Genomic DNA, 21458 nt, shown 5'->3' on the forward strand with positions numbered 1-21458 from the left:
GAGAAAAACTAATTTTAGTTATAAAAAAAGCTATTTATCTTTCTAAAATATCGCTCAATTCCTTCAAAAGAGTGATTTCCACCCTCTTCTATTATAAGTTCAGTATTTTCAAGCTTTAAAGCAGCTTCACTAAAATCCAAAATCTCATCTTCTTCTTGTAAAAGTGTTATAAAATTTTCAGGATTTTTTAAAAAATCTACTTCATAATTTTTAAGTGATTTTATATGATTTTTTGTAAATTCAAATCTAGAATTATCATAATAATTTGTTACAAAATCAACACCCTCATATCTATCTAAAGTTCCCCAAGGATTTACAGCTGGATTTATTAAAACAGCTTTTAAATCATATTTATTTGCTAAAAACAAAGCATAAAATCCACCCAAAGATGAACCAACAAGATAAACTGGTTCTTCTTTATTTAAAGAAAACTCTATTATTTGTTCTAATGTATCTATTGCTAAATTAGGAATTGTTGGAAGTGAAATTGTAATAACCTCATCTTCAAAATACTCTTTAAATTTTTGTGGTTTTGAACCAAAACCTGAACTTGCGAATCCATGAATATATATTATCATTTTATTTTCTTCCAATGTTTTTATTATATAATGCCAATATTACAATAAAAGGGTTGATAATGAAATTATTTTCAAAAGTTATTTTTGCTTCTTCATTAGCTTTAAATCTAAATGCACAAGTTTTTTCAGTTTTTCTGGAAAATGATGTAATAAATGGAGAAGATAAGCACTATACAAATGGAACATATTTTACATATTTAAGTAATAATGATACAAATGATTCTTCAAAATATAATAATTGTTTCCTTGATTTTATCTCTAAAATTCCTACTTTTAACAATGATACAAAATACCAAACATTAGGAATGACTTATTCTCACTACGCTTTTACTCCAAATGATTTAGATAAAAAAGAAAAAATTGTAGGTGATTTACCTTATGCTGGAGTTGCAACCCTTGATTTTATTTTATATAAATGGAACGAAGACTTTTTTCATCAATATGTAGTTACTTTAGGTGCAGTTGGACCAAGTACAAATACTGATTCTTTTCAAAAATCTTTCCATGATGTAATAGGAAGTAAAGATCCTAAAGGTTGGGATAATCAATTAGAAGATGATTTTTTATATAATTTTTCATACTCTTATGGTTATAGAGCATTTAAACATGAGTTTTCTTATGGAAAAATGGATTTAGTAAATACATTTAGAGCTGATGTTGGAAATTACAATAGAGCTTTAATGGCTAGTTCAATGATTAGATATGGAAACAACTTTCCAAATAACTTTAATAGTGTAGGAAAATTCATAGGTGTAAATGAAAATAAACTTTTAAATCTTGATTCTAAAACTAATAAAGATTTAGGTTGGTCATTATCTTATGGTTTAGGTTATTCTTACACGGATTATTTTTATGTAACTAACCATGATAAATCTTATGAATTAGATGAACAAAAAGATAGTTTAGTTCATGTTATTTCTTGGGATACTTATCTTGATAGATTTGTTTTATCACTTAGTGTTAAAACTGCAAAAGTTAATTTATCAAATAATTACAATGAAAGAGAAACTTGGGGTGGAGTAAATATTGCTTACTTATTTTAAGTAAGCACATTTTCTCGCAAAGCACTCCGTGAAGCCTTATCCACAAGATTAAAAATAGTATCAATTTCATCTTTTAAACTATTCTTTTTATGCCCTTTTACTTTTATAAAAGTTAAATTTAATTCATCTGTTTTTTCAAAAAAATCTTTATATAACCCGTGATTATTCATAAGTTTTCCAGATGACGAATAAAAATTATTTTTCTCTAATTTTTCTCTTCTATCTTGTAAACCGATAATATTTTGGCAATCTGTATAAACTTCTATAATTATATTTTTATCATTTATTTCATCTAACGCCCAAAGAAAAGTTTGAAGTTCAAGTTTTGTTGAAGATGTATTTTCAAATCTTTTTATTTTTATATCTTTTTTCATATCTTCAAAAGATATTTTTTTTTCTTCTAAAATCAAAAAGCTTCCAAAACCAATTTTTTCTTGGGGATTTACACTTGAATCAGTGAATAGTTTTATTTTTTTCATAAAGGATTGTATTGTATTTTATATTACAAAATGACATTTTTTAGAAAGGCTATAAAAAATTTGATTATAATTGAGCTATAAAATTCATAAGGCTTTATTATGGCAAAAAAGAAAATATCACTTTTTGAGTGTCAACATTGTGGAGAACAATCTACAAAATGGCTAGGAAAGTGTCCAAATTGTGGTTCATGGGATTCATTTATAGAATTAAATCAAGAACAACAAGAGGTTTTAAAACACTCATCAAAAATTATAAATACAACATCAAAAGCTCGACCAATTACTGAAATCGAACAAGATGATGTAGCAAGATTTTCCTCTTTTAATGATGAATTTGATTTAGTTTTAGGTGGGGGAATAGTTCCTGGAAGCCTTACTTTAATTGGTGGAAGTCCAGGTGTTGGAAAATCTACACTTTTATTAAAAGTTGCTGGAAGTATCTCAAAATCGGGGAAAAAAGTTTTATACGTTTCAGGCGAAGAAAGTGCTGGGCAAATAAAACTGCGAGCAAATAGACTTGATGCAAACCATAATGACTTATTTTTATTAAGTGAAATAAAACTTGAAGAGATTCAAGATGAACTTTTAAGACAAAATTATGAAGTTGTAATTATTGACTCAATTCAAACTATTTATTCATCAAATCTTACATCAGCTCCGGGAAGTGTTTCACAAGTGAGAGAAATCACTTTTGAACTAATGAGAAAAGCAAAAGAGTCAAATATTGCTATGTTTATAATCGGTCACATTACAAAAGATGGAAGTATTGCAGGTCCTAGAGTTCTTGAACACATGGTTGATACGGTTTTATATTTTGAAGGAGAAGCAAGTCGTGAACTGAGAATGCTTAGAGGTTTTAAAAATAGATTTGGAAGTACCAGTGAAATTGGTATTTTTGAAATGACGGCAGAAGGATTAATAAGTGCAAAAGATATCGCTTCAAAGTTTTTTGATAAATCAAAAGCCCAAAGTGGTTCAGCTCTTACAGTTGTTATGGAGGGAAGCCGTGCTATAATTTTGGAAGTTCAAGCACTTGTAACTGAAAGCACTTACCCAAACCCAAAAAGAAGTGCCACAGGTTTTGATGCAAATAGACTTACTATGCTTTTAGCTTTACTTGAAAAAAAGATTGATTTACCACTAAATAACTATGATGTTTTTATAAACATAAGTGGTGGAATAAAAATCAAAGAAAGTAGTGCAGATTTAGCTGTGATTGCAGCGATAATATCTTCTTATAGAGATAGACCTATTTCAAAAGAGTCAGCATTTATTGGAGAAGTTTCACTAACTGGTGAAATAAAAGATGTTTATTCTATTGATTTGCGACTAAAAGAAGCACAAGCACAAGGTATGAAAAAAGCAGTAATTGCTCAAAAAACAAATTTGAAACTTGATATAAAAACTTATGCAGTTGATGAAGTTTCTAAAATGATAGAACTATTTTAAGGAAAAAAATGATTGATTTAGATAATGGAACGCTGTTTGAAATTGATATTTTAAGTTTAGAAAATATTGCAAATTCACTTACAGAAAAAGATATTGAATTACTTGTTGTAAAAAATGATGAAATACAAGAATTAAATAAAGAACATAGAAATATAGATAAAGCAACCGATGTTTTAAGTTTTCCTCTTGAATATGACTTTGTAAATATGCCATTAGGTTCAATTGTAATTTCAACTGATTTTGTGGAAGAAAAAGCAAAAGAGTATGGGCATAGTTTTAATGAAGAGTTTTCATTGCTATTTATTCATGGAATTTTACATCTTTTAGGATATGACCATGAAGTTGATAATGGAGAACACAGAACTAAAGAAGAAGAATTGATAAAAAAATTTAATTTGCCTGATAGTTTAATAGTTAGAAATTCGTAAAAATAGCCTAGTTTTAAACTAGACTATTTTGAACATTTAGGGCAAAGACCACTTAAAACAATATTTGTAGAGTCAATTTTAAATGAACTTAGTTTTGAAGCTTCGCTTAAAATACTTGAAGCATCTAACATAACATCTTCAATATGTCCACAACAAGAACAAACTAAGTGAGCATGTTCTGTTTTAACTAACTCATAAACAGATTTTGAGTTTGGAATTTTTACCTCTGAGAGAAAAACTTTTTCAATCATTGCATTTATATTTTTATAAATTGTTGCTAATGATACTGATGGGAACTTAGATAATAGTTTTTTGTATAAATCATCGATGTTCATATGACCATTTTTGTAAAGTTCTTCAACAATAGCTACTCTTTGTGGAGTAACTTTTAAATCATATTCTTTTAATAAATTTGTATAATTTGTCATAAAACTCTCCCTTTCGCGGAATAATACTATTTTAATATTTATTTCCACATAAATTATATAGTTTATAAATATATTTTATTTTAAACTGATATAAGAAATTATAACATAAAATTTTGCAAAGGATAATAATTTTCTTTTAAGTTTAAATATTTTATACTTCTCAAACAATAATTATTATCCTTTAATAAAATATATTTTATTTAGGATGTATAAAAAGTTATAAATGTTATAATAAAAAAATTTAATGTAGGAGTTAAAAATGAGACAATATGAAACTTATAAATGTAACAAATGTGGAAATGAAGTAGAAGTACAAAATGTTGGTGGTGGAACTTTACACTGCTGTGGTCAAGAAATGGAAATGATTACTACAAATTTAACAGCTGTTAATTTGATGAAAGCATTTGCAGGTGAATCTCAAGCTAGAAATAAATATGAATTTTTCGCAAAAATTGCTTTTGATGAAGGTTACCACAAAATTGCAAGATTTTTTCAAGAAGCAGCAGAGAACGAAAAATACCATGCAATTGCTGAGTTTAAAGCTTATAATAAATTAGTTCATGATATAGAATTAGATAGTACAGTTAAAAATATTCAATATGCCGCAGATGGTGAAAAGTATGAACATGAAGAGATGTATCCAAACTTTGAAGAAATAGCAAAACAAGAAGGATTAAAAGAAATAGCAAGAATGTTTAAAGCTATTGGAAAAGTTGAAGTTGAACATGAAAAAGAGTATTTAGAATTAAAAGAAGCTTTAATTTCTGAAGGATTTTTAGAATCGCAGGAAGAAGAAGAGTGGGTATGTGAAGTATGTGGACATGTTCATAGAGGTAAAAAACCACCAAAAGAGTGTCCATTATGTAGAGTTGAAAAAGAATACTTTAAGAAAAAATCTAAAGATGCAACTATTGGATAATATTAAAATTACTTTTTAAATTTTACCTTTAAAGAATAATATCTTCGATAATATTACAAAAAAATTGTCGGAGATATATTTGCTAAAAATTCTATTCCTATTTTTACTAACATTAACTCTCAATGCTAATACTTTTTCAATTGCTTCATATAATGTAGAAAACTTTTTTGATTTAAATGAAGATAACAATGAATATAGTGAATTTATACCAAATACAAAATCCAACTGGAATCAAAATACTTTTGATTTAAAAGTAAATAATCTTGTAAAAGTTTTAAAAGATATTGATGCTGACATCATAGCTTTACAAGAGATAGAAAATAGAGAATTGATGCAACTTTTGGTAAAAAAACTCCCAAATTATAACTATTATTCTTTTATAAAATATCCAGATTCAGCTATTGGTGTTGGATTTTTATCAAAAATAAAAATAAAAGAGAATAAACATTTAGATGTAAAATTCCGAACAAAACTTTACAGACCAATACTTGAAACTACATTTATATATGAAAATATTGAATTTAAAGTTTTTAATAATCATTGGCCATCAAAAGCTGTAGGTGAGAGTTATCGGGTAAAATATGCAAAAGTTTTACAAGAAAGAGTTAATTTACTTCCAAAAGATTATGATTATATTTTAGTAGGTGATTTTAATTCTGATTATAATGAAATCCAAACTTTTATAACAAATCAAAAACTAAATAATAGCAGAGGAATCACCGGAATAAATCAAATATTAAATACAGTTATTGATGATAAATTTATTACTTATGATGATATATTAAAAAATGAAAAAAAAGTTCATTATAATTTATGGTTAGAACTTCCAGCAAATGAAAGATTTTCAAGTAAATTTAGAAATCAAAATAATACTCCTGATAATATTTTGATTCCAGCTGCTTTATTTGATACTAAAAAAGTATCTTACCTTCCTAATTCATTTATGGTTTTTAAACCTGAATATTTATATGAAAATAATATTGTAAAAAGATGGCAAATGACTGAAGGAAAATTTAATAGAACTCATATTGGTGGTGGTTATTCAGATCATCTTCCAATTTATGCAAAATTTTCTGTTGATAAAAATGACACTAATATTCTTAAAACTTTAGAAGAAAAGAATGAAGCAAAAGAAGAATCTGCAACTATTTTAGATTTATATAAAAAAGAAAAATTAACTGAAAATATTGTTTTAGAAAAAGCTGTTGTTATTTATAAAAATGAAGATAAAGCAATAATTAAAAAAGCAAATGATAGAGCAATTTTTATTTATAAAAATGCAAAAGAGTTAAAATTAGGTTACTCTTATAATCTTCAAATTCATCAAATTTTTGATTCTTATGGATTAAAAGAGATAAAAGAGTTTGCTATTTTAGATGAAGTAGAAAAAGTTGAAGATTATAAATCTTTATTTTTGAATGGAGCAAATATCGATATTTTTGATTTTAAATATGAAAATGAAATCATTACAAATTTAAAAGGTATTGTAAAAAATTCAAAACTTTATTTAGATAATGGCAAAGAGATAAAAATATATTCAAATAGTAGAAATCTACTTCCTAAAAATGGAGAAACCATTACAATATTAAATGGACAATTAGCCTCATATAGAGGAAATATGCAAATTATTCTTTATTCACCATCAGATTTTAAAATAGGATTTTAATGTTACTTAAATCAATTTTCACAAATAGCTCAGGAATTTTAGTTTCTAGGGTTTTAGGATTTATAAGAGACCTTTTAACAGCATCAGTTTTAGGAGCTAATATCTATTCTGATATATTTTTTGTAGCTTTTAAACTACCAAATTTATTTAGAAGTATATTTGCAGATGGTGCCTTTACCCAAGCTTTTATTCCCTCTTATGCAAAATCAAAACATAAAATTAGATTTTCTTCAATCATTTTTTTACAACTATTTGGATTTTTGATTGTTTTATCTTTGTTGGTTATGGCTTTTTCACATCTTGTGGCAAAAGCAATTGCCATTGGATTTGATGAAAAAAGTTTAGATTTAGCAGCGCCTTTATTTGCTATTAATTTTTATTATTTGCCAATGATTTTTGTGGTTACCTTTATGGGAGCATTATTACAATATAAAAAACATTTTGCAACAAGTGCATATTCAACTGCCTTATTAAATTTAGCAATGATAGGTTCTCTTTTAATCGCTCAAAATATGGAAAAATACGATATTACATTTTATCTATCTTATGGTGTTTTAGTTGGTGGTTTTTTACAAATATTAGTACATTTATATGCCGTAAAAAGATTGAATTTATGTAAAATCTTTCACTTTAAAAAACATGAAAAAAAAGAAGAAAGCAGATTTTATAAAAACTTCTTTTCGGCAACTTTTGGTTCTTCAACACTTCATATTTCAGCATTTATAGATACTTGGTTGGCATCTTTTTTAATGAGTGGTTCAATCTCATATCTTTATTATGCAAATAGAATTTTTCAACTTCCCCTTGCTATTTTTGCAATAGCAACTTCAATAGCCCTATTTCCAATGGTAGCCAGAGCTATTAAAAATAAAAATGAAGATGTTGCATTAAGATTAATGAAAAAATCAGCGTTAATTTTATTTGGTTTATTATCAATTTCTGCATTTATTGGTATAACTTTTAATGAATTTATTATAAAACTTCTTTTTGAAAGAGGAGAATTTACAAGCACTGATACTCAAAATACAGCTTTAATTTTAACTATGTATTTAATTGGATTATTACCATTTGGTCTTGCAAAGATTTTTTCCCTTTGGCTTTATGCAAAAGAACAACAATTTTTAACTGCAAAAATATCAATGTACAGTTTAAGTTGTAATATTGTTTTTTCTTTAATTCTAATCAAACCTTATGGAGCAGCTGGACTTGCATTTGCAGGGACAATTGGTGGATTTGTATTATTCTTTTTGACACTAAAAGCTTTTGGTTTTAAAAAATTTATAGAGATGTTTACAAAATAATATTTGTCAATTTTTAAGTTAGATTTATTTAGTAAGATTTAGATACAATCTAGGTTTTATTTTGAAATAATCAGGATTATTAATGAGAAACTTTTTTAAACAATATTCACCCTATTATAAAAATTATAAATTATTCTTTTTTTACTCATTTATAGGAATTATTTTAGTTTCAGCTTCAACATCAGGAACTGCATACGCAATTCAACCTTTACTTGATGACATTTTTATAAATAAAGACAAAGAGATGCTTCATTTGATGCCATTTATTATAATTGGACTTTATGCAGCAAAAGGTTTTGGAAGATATATCCAAGTTTACTGCATATCATTTATTGGTCAAGATATTACAAGAATAGTAAGAGACAAACTTTTTTCTCATGTTTTAACATTAGATATGGATTTTTTTCAAAAAAAACATGGTGGTGAACTTGTAAGTAGAATTACAAATGATATAAATAGAATTCAACAAGCTGTTTCAAATAGTGTTGCAGAATTTATTAGTGAATCTTTAACAATTGTTGGACTTGTTGGATTAGTAATTTATCACTCACCAGAACTTGCATTTTATGGTTTAATTGTTTTACCACTTGCTATTTACCCTCTTTCTTTATTAGCAAAAAGAATGAAAAAATTATCTTTTAAATCTCAAGAAAGTAACTCTGATATTACAACATCACTTAATGAATCTTTTAACAATATTGAAATAATAAAAGCAAATTCTAGTGAAAAAATTGAAACAACTAAATTTTCAATTCATAATATGATTTTTTTCAAATACAATATGAAAGCTTTAAAAACAAATGAATTAACTTCTCCATTAATGGAAATAATAGGTTCATTTGCTTTTGCTGCTGTTATAATTGTAGGTGGTTCAAAAGTAATTTCAGGAGAAATAACTACAGGAACATTTAGTTCATTTATTGCTGCACTTTTTATGTTATATACTCCAATAAAAAAACTATCTTCTTTATACAATAAAATGCAAGATGCGCTTGCAGCAAATGAAAGAATCAATGATATGTTTGCTCAAAAAGCAACAATAAAATCAGGAGAATTAATTTTCCCAAAAAATATTCAAACTATAAATTTTAAAGATGTTTTATTAAAATATGATGATTTTACAGCATTAAAAAACATAAATTTAGAAGCTAAAAAAGGTGAAACAATTGCTTTAGTTGGAGATAGTGGCGGTGGAAAATCTTCTTTAATAAATCTAATCATTAGATTTTATGATACAACAAGTGGAAATATTTTATTAAATGATACTTCAATAAAAGATTTTGATATAAAATCTTTAAGAGAAAATATTTCAATAGTAACTCAAAGAGTTTATATTTTTAATGACACAATAGCAGCAAATGTGGCTTATGGTTATGAAATAGATGAGATAAGAGTTATTGAAGTTTTAAAACAAGCCCATGCTTATGATTTTGTCCTTAAAATGAAAAAAGGCGTAAATACAGTTTTAGATGAATTTGGAACAAATTTAAGTGGAGGACAAAGACAAAGAATTGCAATTGCTAGGGCTTTATATAAAAATCCACAAATTTTAATCCTTGATGAAGCAACATCAGCATTAGACAATGAAAGTGAATCAATCATAAGTGAAGTAATTCAAGAAGTAAGCCAAGATAAAATAACTTTTATAATAGCTCATAGATTAAGTACAATTAAAAATGCAAATAAAATAGCTGTTTTTAAAGCTGGAGAAATTGTTTGTATGGGAGAAGAAAAAGAACTATTAAACTCATGTAAAGAGTATCAAAGATTATATAATCTTGCAAATATTTGATTATTAAAAGTTCAGAAAAACCATTAAAACCAATATTTAATGATTTTTAGATAAAATGCATTAATTTTAAAAAAGGGATAAACTTTGATCAGCTACGAAACACTAAAAAAAATCTTATTTAAGTTTGAACCAGAAACTGCACACAATATTGCAGAATATGGTTTAAAAGTTTTAGGAAAATGTAGAATTGCAAAAGCATATATGGAAAAGAAAAACTATATTTCAAATCCTAAATTAACTCAAGAAGTTTTTGGTGTAAGATTCGAAAATCCAGTTGGATTAGCTGCTGGTTTTGACAAAAATGCAACGATGATTAAAGCTATGAAATCTTTAGGATTTGGATTCACAGAAATTGGAACTATGACTCCAAAACCTCAAGATGGAAATCCAAAACCTAGAATGTTTAGATACCCTGAACAAAAATCAGTTCAAAATGCAATGGGTTTTAATAACAAAGGTGCACATGAAGTTTTAAAAAACTTAAAAAAAGTTTATCCATTTTCTATTCCAGTTGGTGCAAATATTGGAAAAAATAAATTTACTCCTGAAGAGTTTGCACTAAGTGATTATAAAAGTTTAATCAAAAAGTTTGAAGCAAATAGTGATTATTTAGTAATAAATATTTCAAGTCCTAATACTCCAAATTTAAGAGATTTACAAAATGAAAAATTCATAACTGAACTTTTCACAATGGCAAAAGAGCTTACAGCAAAACCAATTTTACTAAAAATTGCTCCTGATATGGAAGTTGCAATGGCAATAAATTTGTGTAATAGTGCAATAAATGCAGGAGCTGCAGGAATAATTGCAACAAATACTACGATTGATTATTCACTTGTTCCAAATTGTCAAAATTTTGGAGGACTTTCAGGAGCTTGTTTGACTGAAAAATCTGCTAATTTATTTAAAGAACTAGCAAGAGAATTATTTGGAAAAACTATTTTAATTTCTGTTGGTGGAATATCAAATAGTGAACAAGCTTATGAAAGAATTAAAAATGGTGCAACACTTGTACAAACATATTCGGGAATGATTTTTGAAGGACCTTCGATGGTTCGAAAAATAAATGAAGGGATTTTAGAACTAATGGCAAAAGATGGATATGAAAATATTTCACAAGCTATTGGAGCTAATTTAAAATAAAAGGAACAAATAATGAATAGTAGAAAAAATAGTAATTTAATTAAAATATTCATTATTCAATTTTTTTTATTAATTACAATTTCGGGAGAATTAATGAGCAATAGCTTACCAAAATATCATACAAAAACTTTAGAAAATGGCTTAGAAATTGTTGCAATTCCTATGAAAAATGGTTCAGGTGTAATTTCAACTGATGTTTTTTATAAAGTAGGAAGTAGAGATGAAAAAATGGGTAAAAGTGGAATTGCTCATATGTTAGAACACCTAAATTTCAAATCTACTAAAAATTTGAAATCTGGGGAGTTTGACGAAATAGTAAAAGGTTTTGGAGGAGTTAATAATGCTTCGACTTCATTTGACTATACGCATTATTACATAAAATCTGCTTCAAAAAATATGGATAAATCTTTAGAATTATTTGCAGATTTAATGGAAAATTTAACACTAAAAGATGAAGAATTTCAACCAGAACGAGATGTTGTAGCAGAAGAAAGAAGATGGAGAACAGATAATAACCCAATGGGATATTTACAATTTAGACTTTTTAACAATGCATATATTTACCATCCATATCATTGGACTCCAATCGGATTTATGAGTGATATTCAAAATTGGTCAATTGAAGATATAAAAGATTTTCATAGTACATTTTATCAACCAAAAAATGCGATAGTTGTAGTTGCTGGTGATATTAATGAAAAAGAAATATTTAAAAATGTAGAAAAGCATTTTAAAAATATAAAAAATACAAAAGAAATTCCTTCATTTCTTCATACGGTTGAACCAACACAAGATGGAGAAAAAAGAGTCGTAATAAATAAAGAATCAGCTGTTCAAATGTTAGCAATCACATATCATATTCCAAATTTTGAGCATGAAGATCAAGTGGCACTTAGTGCATTAAGTGAACTTCTCAGTTCAGGGAAAAGTTCTCTTCTACAAAAAAAACTTGTAGATGAAAAAAGATTAGTAAATACAATTTATGCTTATAATATGGATTTAAAAGACCCAGGATTGTTTATGTTTATGGCAGTTGCAAATGAAGGTGTTGATGCTAAAGAAATTGAAAAAGAAATTTTAGATACAATTGCGCAAATTAAAAAAGGTGAAATATCTCAAAAAGATATTGATAAAATTAAAATAAACACTAAAGCTGATTTTATTTTTTCACTTGAAAGTTCAACAGAAGTAGCTTCTTTATATGGTTCATATTTTGTAAGAGGTAACATAAATCCTCTTTTAGAATATGAAAAAAATGTTGATAAATTAACTAAAGAAAATTTAATAGATGTTGCTAATAAATATTTAAATAAAAATAACTCTACAACAGTTATTTTAAAACAGGAAGAAAAATAATGGATTTTTCAATTAGTAAAACAAAATTTGGTGAAAAACCAGAATTTGAATATCCGAAACCTCTTTTTTTGCAAGAGATGGGAGAAGATAAACTAAAAAAATTATTTAGTGATTTTTATGATTTAGTAGTTGATAGTGATATTGGAAACTTTTTTCCACAAGATGAAGAACAATTAGAAAAGATAAAAGCTCATAATGTGGAGTTTTTTATTGAAGCTTGTGGTGGAGAAAAACATTATTCAAAAGCTGTTGGGCATTTTGATATGTTAAAAACCCATGAAATGTTTTCAATTACAGAAAAAGCTAGACGAGAATGGCTTGGATGTATGGAAGAAGTTTTAAAAAAAGTTGATATTTCAGAAGAAGCAAAACAAAGTTTTTGGAATTTTTTAGAAACTTTTTCAAAACATACTGTAAATGTTGATGAGAGATTAGAATTAGAAGATTTAGTAGTAAATAAAGGATAGAAAGAAATATGGAAATTATTACCGGTTCGATGACCGCACTTATAACACCATTTAAAAATGGGAAAGTTGATTTAGTAAAATATGAGTCTTTAATTAAGAGACAAATTGCTCAAGGTATAAATGCTGTAGTTCCTGTGGGAACAACAGGAGAGAGTGCAACACTATCTTTTAACGAACATAAAGAGTGTATAGAAGTTGCAGTTGCTGCTTGTAAAGGAACTAATACTAAAGTTATGGCTGGTGCGGGTTCAAATGCTACACATGAAGCTTGTGATTTAGCAAAACATGCTCAAGATGTTGGAGCAGATGCAATTTTATCTATAACTCCATACTATAATAAACCAACTCAAGAGGGTTTATATCAACATTATAAAGCTATTGCTAACTCTGTTGAAATTCCATTTATGATGTACAATGTTCCAGGACGAACAGGTGTTGATTTAGATGCAAATACAACTATTAGACTTTTTGATGACGTTAAAAATATCTATGGTGTAAAAGAAGCAACTGGTTCACTAGAACGTGCAATTTGCCTTTTATCACAAAGAAAAGATTTTATAGTTATTTCAGGTGATGATGCAATTGATTTTCCAATGTTAGCAAATGGGGCAAAAGGAATAATTTCTGTAACAGCAAATTTGCTTCCTAATTTAAAATCTTTATTAGTAGATTGTGTGTTTAAAGGTGATTTAGAAAAAGCTAGACAAATAAATGAAGATTTATACGCTTTAAATTCTGTATTATTCTGTGAAAGTAATCCGATTCCTATTAAAGCTGCTATGTATTTAGCTGGTTTACTTGATACTTTGGAATATAGACTTCCATTAACTGCACCAAGTGCTGAAACAATGAAAAGATTAGAAAAAACTTTAGAAAAATATGAGGTAATAAAATAATGAGTAATGATATGAATGGTAAAACTTTAGTAATTTCAGGTGGTACAAAAGGTATTGGTAAAGAGTGTGTTTATAAATTTGCTAGTAATGGTGTAAATGTAGCATTTACATATAATTCAAATCAACAATTTGCAGAAGATATTTGTAAAGATATTGAAGAAAAATATAATGTAAAATGTAAAGCTTATCCATTTAATATCTTAGAGCCAGAAAAATATAAAGAATTATTTGAAGAGATTGACAAAGATTTTGATAGAGTTGACTTCTTTATTTCTAATGCAATGATTTATGGTCGAGCTGTTGTTGGTGGTTATGGTAAATTTATGAAATTAAAACCAAGAGGTTTAAATAATATTTATACAGCAACAGTAAATGCATTTGTTTGTGGAGCTCAACAAGCTGCAAAAAGAATGCAAAAAATCGGTGGTGGGGCAATTGTTTCTTTATCATCTACTGGAAACCTGGTTTACATTGAAAACTATGCAGGTCATGGAACAAACAAAGCAGCAGTTGAAACAATGGTTAAATATGCAGCAAATGAACTTGGTGAATTTGGAATTAGAGTAAATGCAGTTTCAGGAGGTCCAATTGACACTGATGCTTTAAAAGCATTTACAAACTATGAAGAAGTAAAAGCAAAAACTGCTGAATATTCTCCATTAAATAGAATTGGTCAACCTCAAGATTTAGCACAATCATGTTATTTTTTATGTACGAGTGATGCTTCTTGGATTACAGGTCATACATTAATTGTTGATGGTGGGACAACTTTTAGATAATGTCAAAAGCACTAAATCTTCCAAATATACTGGCACTTTTTAGAATAGCATTAGCTCCGCTAATGCTATGGTTTTTTATAGATAGAAATAACCCTATTTTTTCTTCATGGCATCCTTCTTGGTTTGACTATTTTGCTGGACTTATTTTTGTTATTGCATCTGTTACAGATTTTTTCGATGGTTTCATTGCAAGAAGCTGGAATCAAATGACAAAATTAGGTGGAATTTTAGATCCACTTGCGGATAAAATGCTTGTACTTGCAGGATTTTTGGGACTTCTTGTAATAAATAGAGCTTCAGCTTGGGCTGTATTTTTAATACTTTCAAGGGAGTTTTTCATAACAGGTCTTAGAGTTGTTGCTGTTAGTGAAGGAAAAGATGTAGCCTCAACAATGGCTGGAAAAATAAAAACCGTAGTTCAAATGATAGCTATTGGATTTTTAATAATGAATTGGCCATTTGCAACAGAAATTTTATGGTTAGCTGTTATTTTAACAATATATTCAGGGTATGAATATACAAGAGATTATTTCAAAAATTAAAGGCTTTCCTTGGGTACTATTACTTTTTTACTTGTTTTATCATTTTTAGTTTTTTTCCATGAATTAGGACACTTTTTAGCTGCTCGTTATTTTGGTGTAAAAGTTCATGTATTTTCAATTGGTTTTGGTAAACGATTATTTGCAAAAGAGTGGATGGGAACTACTTGGCAATTTGCTTTAATTCCACTTGGTGGATATGTACAAATGAAAGGTCAAGATGACAAAAATCCCTCTTTAAAAGAAGATGGTGAAGATTCATATAATACAAAAAAACCGTGGCAAAGAATTATTATTTTGTTTGCAGGTCCCTTTGCAAACTTTATTTTAGCTGCTGTTTTATATTTTACAATTGCAATGATGGGTGCCTCAACATGGGCTGCTCAAATTGGAAATGTTCAAGAAAATTCACCTGCATTTCACGCAGGAATTTTTCCAAATGATGAAATCATAAAAATAAATGACACTGACATAAAATCTTGGGATGAGATTGGAAAAACAATTATTAGCACTGATGGAGCTTTAAAGTTTTTTATTAAAAGAGATGGAGAGATTATTGCAAAAACAATAAATCCACATATTGCTGATAGTGAAAACATGTTTAAAGAAAAAATCAAAAAAAGAATGATTGGTATCTCTCCATCTGGAAAAATCATACATCTTGAACTATCTTTTACTGAATCATTAGTTTATGCCTATGAAAAAACTATTTTTGCTTCTACTATGATTTTCCAAGGTGTTCAAAAACTAATCCAAGGTGCTATTCCAAGTAGTGAAGTGGGTGGTGTAATCTCTATTGGAAAAGTAATTTCAGATGCAAGTGAAAGTTCAATTATTGCTTTATTTGCAATAACTGCACTAATTTCTGTAAATCTTGGTGTTTTAAATCTTCTTCCAATTCCAGCACTTGATGGTGGACATATAATGTTTAATTTATATGAAATGATAACAAGAAGAAAACCAAGTGAACAAGTATTTATGTTTTTAACTATTATGGGATGGGTAATTTTAGGAAGTTTAATGCTTCTTGGGATTTATAACGATATTAATAGAATATTTCTAAATAACTAAAAAGAGAAACTATGAATAAACAAACAGCAACTAAAAATTTAGATGAAATTATCACAAAAGTTGAGGGTGCAAGACTTAGAATTTCTGAACATCATATTGTAAAAATTATAGGAATTTCAAAATACTCAACTTCTACTGATGTAAAAACTTTATACGAAGCAGGACAAAGAGCATTTGGAGAAAATAAAGTTCAAGATTTAAAACAAAAAATGGAAGAACTTGATGAATTACCATTAGAATGGCATTTTGTTGGAACTTTACAAAAAAACAAAATAAATAATATTATTGATTTAAATCCTACTTTGATTCAATCTTTGGACTCTTTGGATTTAGCATTAGAACTTAATAAAAAACTTGAAGCTAAAAACAAAAAACTATCTGCCCTACTTCAAATAAATTCAGCTTATGAAGATACAAAATCGGGTGTAATGCCAGAAGTTGCAGTTGAAGTTTATAAACAAATTATTGAACTTTGTCCAAATATAATTTTAAAAGGTGTTATGAGTATTGGTGCTCATGTAGAAGATGAAAAAATCATCAAAGAATCTTTTAAAACTACAAAAAAAATATTTGATGAAGTTGTTCCTTTTGGAGCAAAATATTGTTCTATGGGAATGAGTTCTGATTTTGAACTAGCGATTGCCTGTGGTTCAAATATGATTAGAGTTGGTTCTACTTTATTTAAAGACTAGATTATTTCTAGCCTTTAAATAAATCTACTGTTTTTTATTTCTTCGTTTCACTTCTTATTTGAGTTATAGTTTTTCCACCTATTGAGTAATTATCAGTATTCACTTCTTCTATAATCACAACAGCACTAGAAGCACCTCGACCATTAAATACTTTTGCAAAAAGTTCAGTAATTCCTTTTGATAATTCTTCTTTTTGCTCTTTTGTTGCTCCACCATCTTCATGAGTCATTTTTACATTTATAACTGGCATTTTATTCTCCTTTTAATTTAAATATTTTAGTAAAGATTAGCAAAACAATTCCACCAAAAACAATAAAAGCTGTAACATATAAAGCATAATCATAATTTTTGAAGTGTTCAATTAAGGCAACACTATAAAGTGGTGCTGCAACTTGACCTATTCCATAAGCTGTTGTTAATGCGCCCATTAACATAACTGGATTGTTTCCAGCTAGTTTTCCACCAAGATTCATAAACAATGCAACCAATCCAATAAATGTTCCACCATATAAAATCCCTGAAAATAGATTTAAATAGATATTATTTGTTAAAGCTGAAATCATAATACCAATTACTTGCAAAAACATTGCAAGAATTATTATATTTACACTTCCATATTTGTGAGCTAACATCATCCAAATAATACAAGAAGGAATTCCCGCAAGTCCTACTAAAGTCCAAGTAAAACTTCCAAATCCCTCAAGCCCTTCTAAAGAATTTATAATATCAGGTAAAAAAGTTCCTTGAACAACCATTCCAACACCCTCGCAAAAATATGCCATAATTAAAATTATCACAAAAGGTGAAAAAAGTTTTTTATCAATATGATGTTTTACACTATTTTGTTTAACTTCATTATCATAAGACAAAATATACATAGAATAAAATGACATTACAAAAGCAAAAATAGCTAAAACTATCCAAGATAATTGCCATGTTCCATTAAAATAAAATACAATTCTAACTATTAAATCACTAACTAATATTGAAAATCCAATTCCAGAAAAATGTATTCCCATTGCTTTTGTTTTGTTTTGAATGTTTAATTTGTTCATTACAATTGCAGATCCAACAACCAAAGCCATAGCAGCCCCAAATCCTGCAAGTATTCTTGATATTACCCAAATAGTATCTGAAGTTGTAATTCCAAGCATAAGCGTAGTAATTACAGCTAAAAACATACCAAATCTAAAAAATTTTACTTTAGCATTTATATCTTTTATAAAAACAGCAAAAATTGAACCCGCTAAATATCCAACATAATTAATTGAAGCCAAAACTCCTGCAAAACTAATAGTTAAATAATCTTCCAACATTGGAGGTAATAATGATGTAAAAACAAATCTTGCAACTCCTACACCAATTATAAGTGCGATGATTCCTGCAAGTAAAATAGCTACATTTGAATTTTTATCTAATAAATTTATTGTTCGCATATATTCTTCCTTTTAAATTAGTGGTATAATATCACTAAAAATGATATTAAGTCAAATATCTAATCATGATTTATGATATAAGGAAAAGAGATATGGATTCAAGTTTATTAAAAGTTTTTGTTGAAGTAGCACAAGAAAACAGTATTACAAAAGCAGCAAATAAATTAAATTTTGCCCAATCAAACGTAACTTCAAGAATAAAACAGCTGGAAAAATCTTTAGGATTTGCTCTGTTTCATAGAGTCCCAAAGGGTGTGATTTTAAGTAAAGAAGGAGAAAAACTCTATCCTTACGCAGTTGAAATTGTAAAAAAAGTTGAACTTGCAACTTTTAGTATGAAAAATATCAACAACCAAGAACATCTAATAATTGGTTCAACTGAATCAAATGCAACTACAAGAATTGTGCCATTTTTAGTTCAACTTCACAGTGATTTTCCAAATATGAGTTTAGAATTAATCACTAATACAACAAGAGAAATTACAAAAGAACTGCTTGATTATAAAGTTGATATTGCATTTATTAGTGGTGTTCCAAAACATAATGATTTAATAGTTTTAAATAAAGTAGATGAAGATATAGTAATAGTTGAACCAAAAAGTGGAAATGCTCCAAATGTTTTTTTATCTTTTAAAAATGGTTGTGCTTATAATGAATTTGGACAAACTTATCTAAAAAATAGCTCAAACGAAGATTTCAAAACTTTAGAATTTGGAAATTATGAAATAATTTTAGGTTGTGTAAAAGCAGCAATGGGAAAAAGTCTATTGCCATTAAGTATTGTGAAAAAACATAAATATGAAAATGATTTAAAAATCACAAATCTACCAAAAGAGTTAGCAAATATGCCAACTTGTTTGGTTTGTAGAAAAGATAATATTCCTAAAATTGAGGATTATCTAAAAGAGTATAGTTTTTAGTTACAAGCATTTTTGAATTTTTTTAATTCATCTTCAATGCTTGGAACTCTCATAAAATGTTCACCAATTAAAAACGCATCAGCACCAATCGAGTTTAATCTTTTTATTACTTCAATATCTGAAACACCTGATTCTGCAACTATGATTTTTCCATTTGGAATTAAAGGAATTAATTTATCACATAAAGTCATATCCATTTCAAAAGTATCAAGATTTCTATGATTTATCCCAATAATTGTAGCTCCACATTTAATAGCTTTTGTTAAATCTTCCTTATCATGAATTTCAACTAAAACTTCAAGTCCTAAATGAATTGCATAATCATAAAGTTCTTTTAATTCTTTTGTTCCAAGTGCTTTTGCAATAAGTAAAATAAAATCAGCTCCATAAACTAAAGCTTCAACAATTTGATATTTATCAACTATAAAATCTTTTCTTAAAAGTGGCGTTGGAACATATCTTCTAATTGCAGTTAAATACTCTAAATTACCTTGAAAATAGTGAGGTTCTGTTAAAACTGAAATTGCATTTGCTCCACTATTACTATATGCTTGTGCAATTAAAATTGGATCAAAATCCTCTTTTATTATTCCCTTGCTAGGACTAGCTTTCTTAACTTCAGCAATAATTCTAATTGGTTCTTCTTTTGTTGAAGTTAAATATGGTTTTACATCTCTTGGAGTATAAGGATTTGAAGATAGAGTTCTTCCTAATAAATCTAAGCTTATCTCTTTTTTTCTAATTTCTAAATCTTGTTTTGTTTTTTCTATAATCTCATCTAAAATCATTTTTTACACTCCTTTATTTTTTCCCAATGTAGTTTTATCTCTTCATCATTTAAGCCAACTTCATCAACTACTCTTTTCATTTGTTTATTTGCTTCTTGACAGTTTTTGAGTTTATATTGTCCCCAAGCTAAAGTATCAATATATGCTAAATTATTAGGTTCTTCTTTTAGTGCTTTTTTTACTAAAGTTACACCTTTTGATACATTTATATTAAAGTCAATTAAAATATATGCTAAATAATTTTCATAAATATGATTATCAATATGTTCTATTACTTTTTCAAATTTAGCAATAACACTATTTAATACTTTTCTTTTATCTTCAGCCATTTCAAATTCTATAATTGCTTGTTGTCCTAAATATTCTAAATTATCACTATTTGCATATAAACTTCCTAATAAATTATAAGCTTTTAAAGGTTGATTTGTAATTTTATATAAATTTAATAAAATTTCGTCTTCTTCTTTATTTTGTTCAAGAAAATCTATTGCCATTCCTACATTATCTTTTGCTATATACTTTATTAATAAAATTTTTGTTTTATTAAACATCAATAATTCATTATTCTTTTTATATTCAGAATACATTTCTTTTAATAAAGGAATTATTTTTTCTGTTTTTTGCTCTTTTTCATAAAAAGCTAAAAGTTGCATTGATAAATTAAAATCATGTCCATTTTCTTTTATATATTGCTCTATTTTACTTATGGCTTCTTCTTTTTGTGATAAATTGAAATATTGAATATTTGTCAAATTAAGAAATGTATTTGCAGATTTATTTAAAGCAAACGCTTTCTCAAAAAGCTCATAAGCTTTTAAATAATCTTTTTGTTGTAAATAAATAGTCCCTAAAAGTTCATAATTTACATCATTTTGAAATAAATTTGTTAATTTTTGAGCATTTAATAAAGCTTCTTTTTGATCACCTAATTTAAATAGCGCAAATGTATATAATCTTAATATTATCTCTTCTTGTTTAATATTATTTATGTAATATTTAGAAGCATATTCCTTAACAATTTTATAATCTTTTATCTGTGTAGATATTGCTAAATGTTTTAATAAATACTCATAATTATTTGTTTGTTCAAATAATCTTATATATAATTCTCTTGCATCATAATATAATCTTTGATTTTCTGATTCTAATGCTAAAATTATATATTGATTTTCAAGCTCAAAACTTTTAGTTTTTACTTCAACAAATTTTATTTTTATTGGTTCTTTATTTTCTAAGTCCAATGTTTTATTACTACATCCATTAAAAAAGAATAATAATAAACAAAGTA

23 protein-coding genes are annotated in these 21458 nt (G+C 27.0%); 16 read left to right on the forward strand and 7 right to left on the reverse strand.

All coding sequences use genetic code 11. The features are described from left to right. Positions 1 to 14: 14 nt before the first annotated feature. Positions 15 to 578: a YqiA/YcfP family alpha/beta fold hydrolase gene (locus ASUIS_RS08750; RefSeq protein ID WP_118886681.1), complete on the reverse strand. Its 564-nt coding sequence runs from the start codon at positions 576 to 578 to the stop codon at positions 15 to 17. 59 nt (positions 579 to 637) lie between these two features. Between ASUIS_RS08750 and ASUIS_RS08755 the strand changes: the two genes are divergently transcribed. Next, a complete protein-coding gene (locus ASUIS_RS08755; protein WP_192894480.1) occupies positions 638 to 1621 on the forward strand; it encodes a lipid A deacylase LpxR family protein in 984 nt (327 codons plus the stop codon). On the opposite strand, the gene ASUIS_RS08760 is transcribed toward ASUIS_RS08755, so the two are convergent. Beyond that, positions 1618 to 2100, reverse strand: coding sequence for a ribonuclease HI (locus ASUIS_RS08760; protein ID WP_118886683.1), 483 nt, complete (start codon positions 2098 to 2100; stop codon positions 1618 to 1620). The genes ASUIS_RS08755 and ASUIS_RS08760 overlap by 4 nt on opposite strands. A 99-nt stretch (positions 2101 to 2199) precedes the next feature. On the opposite strand from ASUIS_RS08760, the gene radA reads away from it, so the two are divergent. Further along, positions 2200 to 3549 carry a DNA repair protein RadA gene (gene radA / locus ASUIS_RS08765; RefSeq protein WP_118886684.1) on the forward strand — a complete coding sequence of 450 codons (1350 nt, stop codon included), beginning with the start codon at positions 2200 to 2202 and terminating at the stop codon, positions 3547 to 3549. An 8-nt stretch (positions 3550 to 3557) separates the two neighbouring features. Beyond that, positions 3558 to 3977: an rRNA maturation RNase YbeY gene (ybeY, locus tag ASUIS_RS08770; RefSeq protein ID WP_118886685.1), complete on the forward strand. Its 420-nt coding sequence runs from the start codon at positions 3558 to 3560 to the stop codon at positions 3975 to 3977. A 23-nt stretch (positions 3978 to 4000) separates the two neighbouring features. Here ybeY and ASUIS_RS08775 read toward each other — a convergent pair whose 3' ends face one another. After that, positions 4001 to 4405 (reverse strand): Fur family transcriptional regulator, encoded by a 405-nt coding sequence (locus ASUIS_RS08775; protein WP_118886686.1) that lies wholly within the window; start codon positions 4403 to 4405, stop codon positions 4001 to 4003. A 259-nt stretch (positions 4406 to 4664) separates the two neighbouring features. Here ASUIS_RS08775 and ASUIS_RS08780 point away from each other — a divergent pair, with 259 nt between their 5' ends. The 12 genes from ASUIS_RS08780 to ASUIS_RS08835 all read left to right on the forward strand — a co-directional run bounded on the left by ASUIS_RS08780 (position 4665) and on the right by ASUIS_RS08835 (position 17026). Continuing rightward, positions 4665 to 5324 (forward strand): ferritin family protein, encoded by a 660-nt coding sequence (locus ASUIS_RS08780; protein WP_118886687.1) that lies wholly within the window; start codon positions 4665 to 4667, stop codon positions 5322 to 5324. 79 nt (positions 5325 to 5403) lie between these two features. Continuing rightward, the gene (locus tag ASUIS_RS08785) at positions 5404 to 6990 is read left to right on the forward strand and encodes an endonuclease/exonuclease/phosphatase family protein (RefSeq protein ID WP_118886688.1); all 1587 of its coding nucleotides are present in this window, start codon (positions 5404 to 5406) and stop codon (positions 6988 to 6990) included. Then, positions 6990 to 8291 (forward strand): murein biosynthesis integral membrane protein MurJ, encoded by a 1302-nt coding sequence (murJ, locus tag ASUIS_RS08790; protein WP_118886689.1) that lies wholly within the window; start codon positions 6990 to 6992, stop codon positions 8289 to 8291. The genes ASUIS_RS08785 and murJ overlap by 1 nt, the downstream gene beginning before the upstream one ends. 82 nt (positions 8292 to 8373) lie before the next feature. Beyond that, positions 8374 to 10083, forward strand: coding sequence for an ABC transporter ATP-binding protein (locus ASUIS_RS08795; protein ID WP_118886690.1), 1710 nt, complete (start codon positions 8374 to 8376; stop codon positions 10081 to 10083). 84 nt (positions 10084 to 10167) lie between these two features. Further along, entirely contained in the window at positions 10168 to 11226 is a 1059-nt protein-coding gene (locus ASUIS_RS08800) for a quinone-dependent dihydroorotate dehydrogenase (protein WP_118886691.1), read from the forward strand. 12 nt (positions 11227 to 11238) lie between these two features. Further along, on the forward strand, positions 11239 to 12582 hold the full coding sequence (locus ASUIS_RS08805) for a M16 family metallopeptidase (protein WP_118886692.1): 1344 nt from the start codon (positions 11239 to 11241) through the stop codon (positions 12580 to 12582). Then, complete coding sequence (locus tag ASUIS_RS08810) at positions 12582 to 13049, forward strand: globin domain-containing protein (protein WP_118886693.1); 468 nt, start codon at positions 12582 to 12584, stop codon at positions 13047 to 13049. Before ASUIS_RS08805 ends, ASUIS_RS08810 begins: the two co-directional genes overlap by 1 nt. Positions 13050 to 13057: 8 nt before the next feature. Continuing rightward, the gene (gene dapA, locus ASUIS_RS08815; protein ID WP_118886694.1) at positions 13058 to 13945 is read left to right on the forward strand and encodes a 4-hydroxy-tetrahydrodipicolinate synthase; all 888 of its coding nucleotides are present in this window, start codon (positions 13058 to 13060) and stop codon (positions 13943 to 13945) included. Next, complete coding sequence (locus ASUIS_RS08820; RefSeq protein ID WP_118886695.1) at positions 13945 to 14724, forward strand: enoyl-ACP reductase; 780 nt, start codon at positions 13945 to 13947, stop codon at positions 14722 to 14724. Before dapA ends, ASUIS_RS08820 begins: the two co-directional genes overlap by 1 nt. Further along, on the forward strand, positions 14724 to 15266 hold the full coding sequence (pgsA, locus tag ASUIS_RS08825) for a CDP-diacylglycerol--glycerol-3-phosphate 3-phosphatidyltransferase (RefSeq protein ID WP_118886696.1): 543 nt from the start codon (positions 14724 to 14726) through the stop codon (positions 15264 to 15266). The genes ASUIS_RS08820 and pgsA overlap by 1 nt, the downstream gene beginning before the upstream one ends. 9 nt (positions 15267 to 15275) lie before the next feature. Then, positions 15276 to 16334 (forward strand): RIP metalloprotease RseP, encoded by a 1059-nt coding sequence (gene rseP, locus ASUIS_RS08830; protein WP_118886697.1) that lies wholly within the window; start codon positions 15276 to 15278, stop codon positions 16332 to 16334. 11 nt (positions 16335 to 16345) lie between these two features. Beyond that, positions 16346 to 17026 carry a YggS family pyridoxal phosphate-dependent enzyme gene (locus tag ASUIS_RS08835; RefSeq protein ID WP_118886698.1) on the forward strand — a complete coding sequence of 227 codons (681 nt, stop codon included), beginning with the start codon at positions 16346 to 16348 and terminating at the stop codon, positions 17024 to 17026. A 34-nt stretch (positions 17027 to 17060) separates the two neighbouring features. On the opposite strand, the gene ASUIS_RS08840 is transcribed toward ASUIS_RS08835, so the two are convergent. Further along, positions 17061 to 17276, reverse strand: coding sequence for a tautomerase family protein (locus tag ASUIS_RS08840; RefSeq protein ID WP_118886699.1), 216 nt, complete (start codon positions 17274 to 17276; stop codon positions 17061 to 17063). A 1-nt stretch (position 17277) separates the two neighbouring features. Then, on the reverse strand, positions 17278 to 18462 hold the full coding sequence (locus ASUIS_RS08845; protein ID WP_118886700.1) for a YbfB/YjiJ family MFS transporter: 1185 nt from the start codon (positions 18460 to 18462) through the stop codon (positions 17278 to 17280). A 92-nt stretch (positions 18463 to 18554) separates the two neighbouring features. On the opposite strand from ASUIS_RS08845, the gene ASUIS_RS08850 reads away from it, so the two are divergent. Continuing rightward, positions 18555 to 19382, forward strand: coding sequence for a LysR family transcriptional regulator (locus tag ASUIS_RS08850; protein WP_118886701.1), 828 nt, complete (start codon positions 18555 to 18557; stop codon positions 19380 to 19382). Here the strand turns inward: ASUIS_RS08850 and trpC are convergent. Next, positions 19379 to 20170 (reverse strand): indole-3-glycerol phosphate synthase TrpC, encoded by a 792-nt coding sequence (gene trpC, locus ASUIS_RS08855; protein WP_118886702.1) that lies wholly within the window; start codon positions 20168 to 20170, stop codon positions 19379 to 19381. The two genes, ASUIS_RS08850 and trpC, sit on opposite strands and share 4 nt — an antisense overlap. Beyond that, a complete protein-coding gene (locus tag ASUIS_RS08860) occupies positions 20167 to 21411 on the reverse strand; it encodes a tetratricopeptide repeat protein (protein ID WP_192894479.1) in 1245 nt (414 codons plus the stop codon). Before ASUIS_RS08860 ends, trpC begins: the two co-directional genes overlap by 4 nt. Between the last annotated feature and the right edge of the window lie 47 nt (positions 21412 to 21458).

It is taken from the genome of Arcobacter suis CECT 7833, from assembly GCF_003544815.1.
GTDB classification, from domain to species: Bacteria; Campylobacterota; Campylobacteria; order Campylobacterales; family Arcobacteraceae; genus Aliarcobacter; species Aliarcobacter suis.

Coding starts and splice junctions, on each gene's coding strand:
- ASUIS_RS08820 (WP_118886695.1), top strand. CDS start 13,945: ATGAGTAATGATATGAATGGTAAAACTTTAGTAATTTCAGGTGGTACA.
- ASUIS_RS08750 (WP_118886681.1), bottom strand. CDS start 578: ATGATAATATATATTCATGGATTCGCAAGTTCAGGTTTTGGTTCAAAA.
- ASUIS_RS08780 (WP_118886687.1), top strand. CDS start 4,665: ATGAGACAATATGAAACTTATAAATGTAACAAATGTGGAAATGAAGTA.
- murJ (WP_118886689.1), top strand. CDS start 6,990: ATGTTACTTAAATCAATTTTCACAAATAGCTCAGGAATTTTAGTTTCT.
- ASUIS_RS08760 (WP_118886683.1), bottom strand. CDS start 2,100: ATGAAAAAAATAAAACTATTCACTGATTCAAGTGTAAATCCCCAAGAA.
- radA (WP_118886684.1), top strand. CDS start 2,200: ATGGCAAAAAAGAAAATATCACTTTTTGAGTGTCAACATTGTGGAGAA.
- ASUIS_RS08850 (WP_118886701.1), top strand. CDS start 18,555: ATGGATTCAAGTTTATTAAAAGTTTTTGTTGAAGTAGCACAAGAAAAC.
- ASUIS_RS08775 (WP_118886686.1), bottom strand. CDS start 4,405: ATGACAAATTATACAAATTTATTAAAAGAATATGATTTAAAAGTTACT.
- ASUIS_RS08845 (WP_118886700.1), bottom strand. CDS start 18,462: ATGCGAACAATAAATTTATTAGATAAAAATTCAAATGTAGCTATTTTA.
- dapA (WP_118886694.1), top strand. CDS start 13,058: ATGGAAATTATTACCGGTTCGATGACCGCACTTATAACACCATTTAAA.
- ASUIS_RS08835 (WP_118886698.1), top strand. CDS start 16,346: ATGAATAAACAAACAGCAACTAAAAATTTAGATGAAATTATCACAAAA.
- ASUIS_RS08810 (WP_118886693.1), top strand. CDS start 12,582: ATGGATTTTTCAATTAGTAAAACAAAATTTGGTGAAAAACCAGAATTT.
- ASUIS_RS08755 (WP_192894480.1), top strand. CDS start 638: ATGAAATTATTTTCAAAAGTTATTTTTGCTTCTTCATTAGCTTTAAAT.
- ybeY (WP_118886685.1), top strand. CDS start 3,558: ATGATTGATTTAGATAATGGAACGCTGTTTGAAATTGATATTTTAAGT.
- ASUIS_RS08840 (WP_118886699.1), bottom strand. CDS start 17,276: ATGCCAGTTATAAATGTAAAAATGACTCATGAAGATGGTGGAGCAACA.
- ASUIS_RS08805 (WP_118886692.1), top strand. CDS start 11,239: ATGAATAGTAGAAAAAATAGTAATTTAATTAAAATATTCATTATTCAA.
- pgsA (WP_118886696.1), top strand. CDS start 14,724: ATGTCAAAAGCACTAAATCTTCCAAATATACTGGCACTTTTTAGAATA.
- trpC (WP_118886702.1), bottom strand. CDS start 20,170: ATGATTTTAGATGAGATTATAGAAAAAACAAAACAAGATTTAGAAATT.
- ASUIS_RS08795 (WP_118886690.1), top strand. CDS start 8,374: ATGAGAAACTTTTTTAAACAATATTCACCCTATTATAAAAATTATAAA.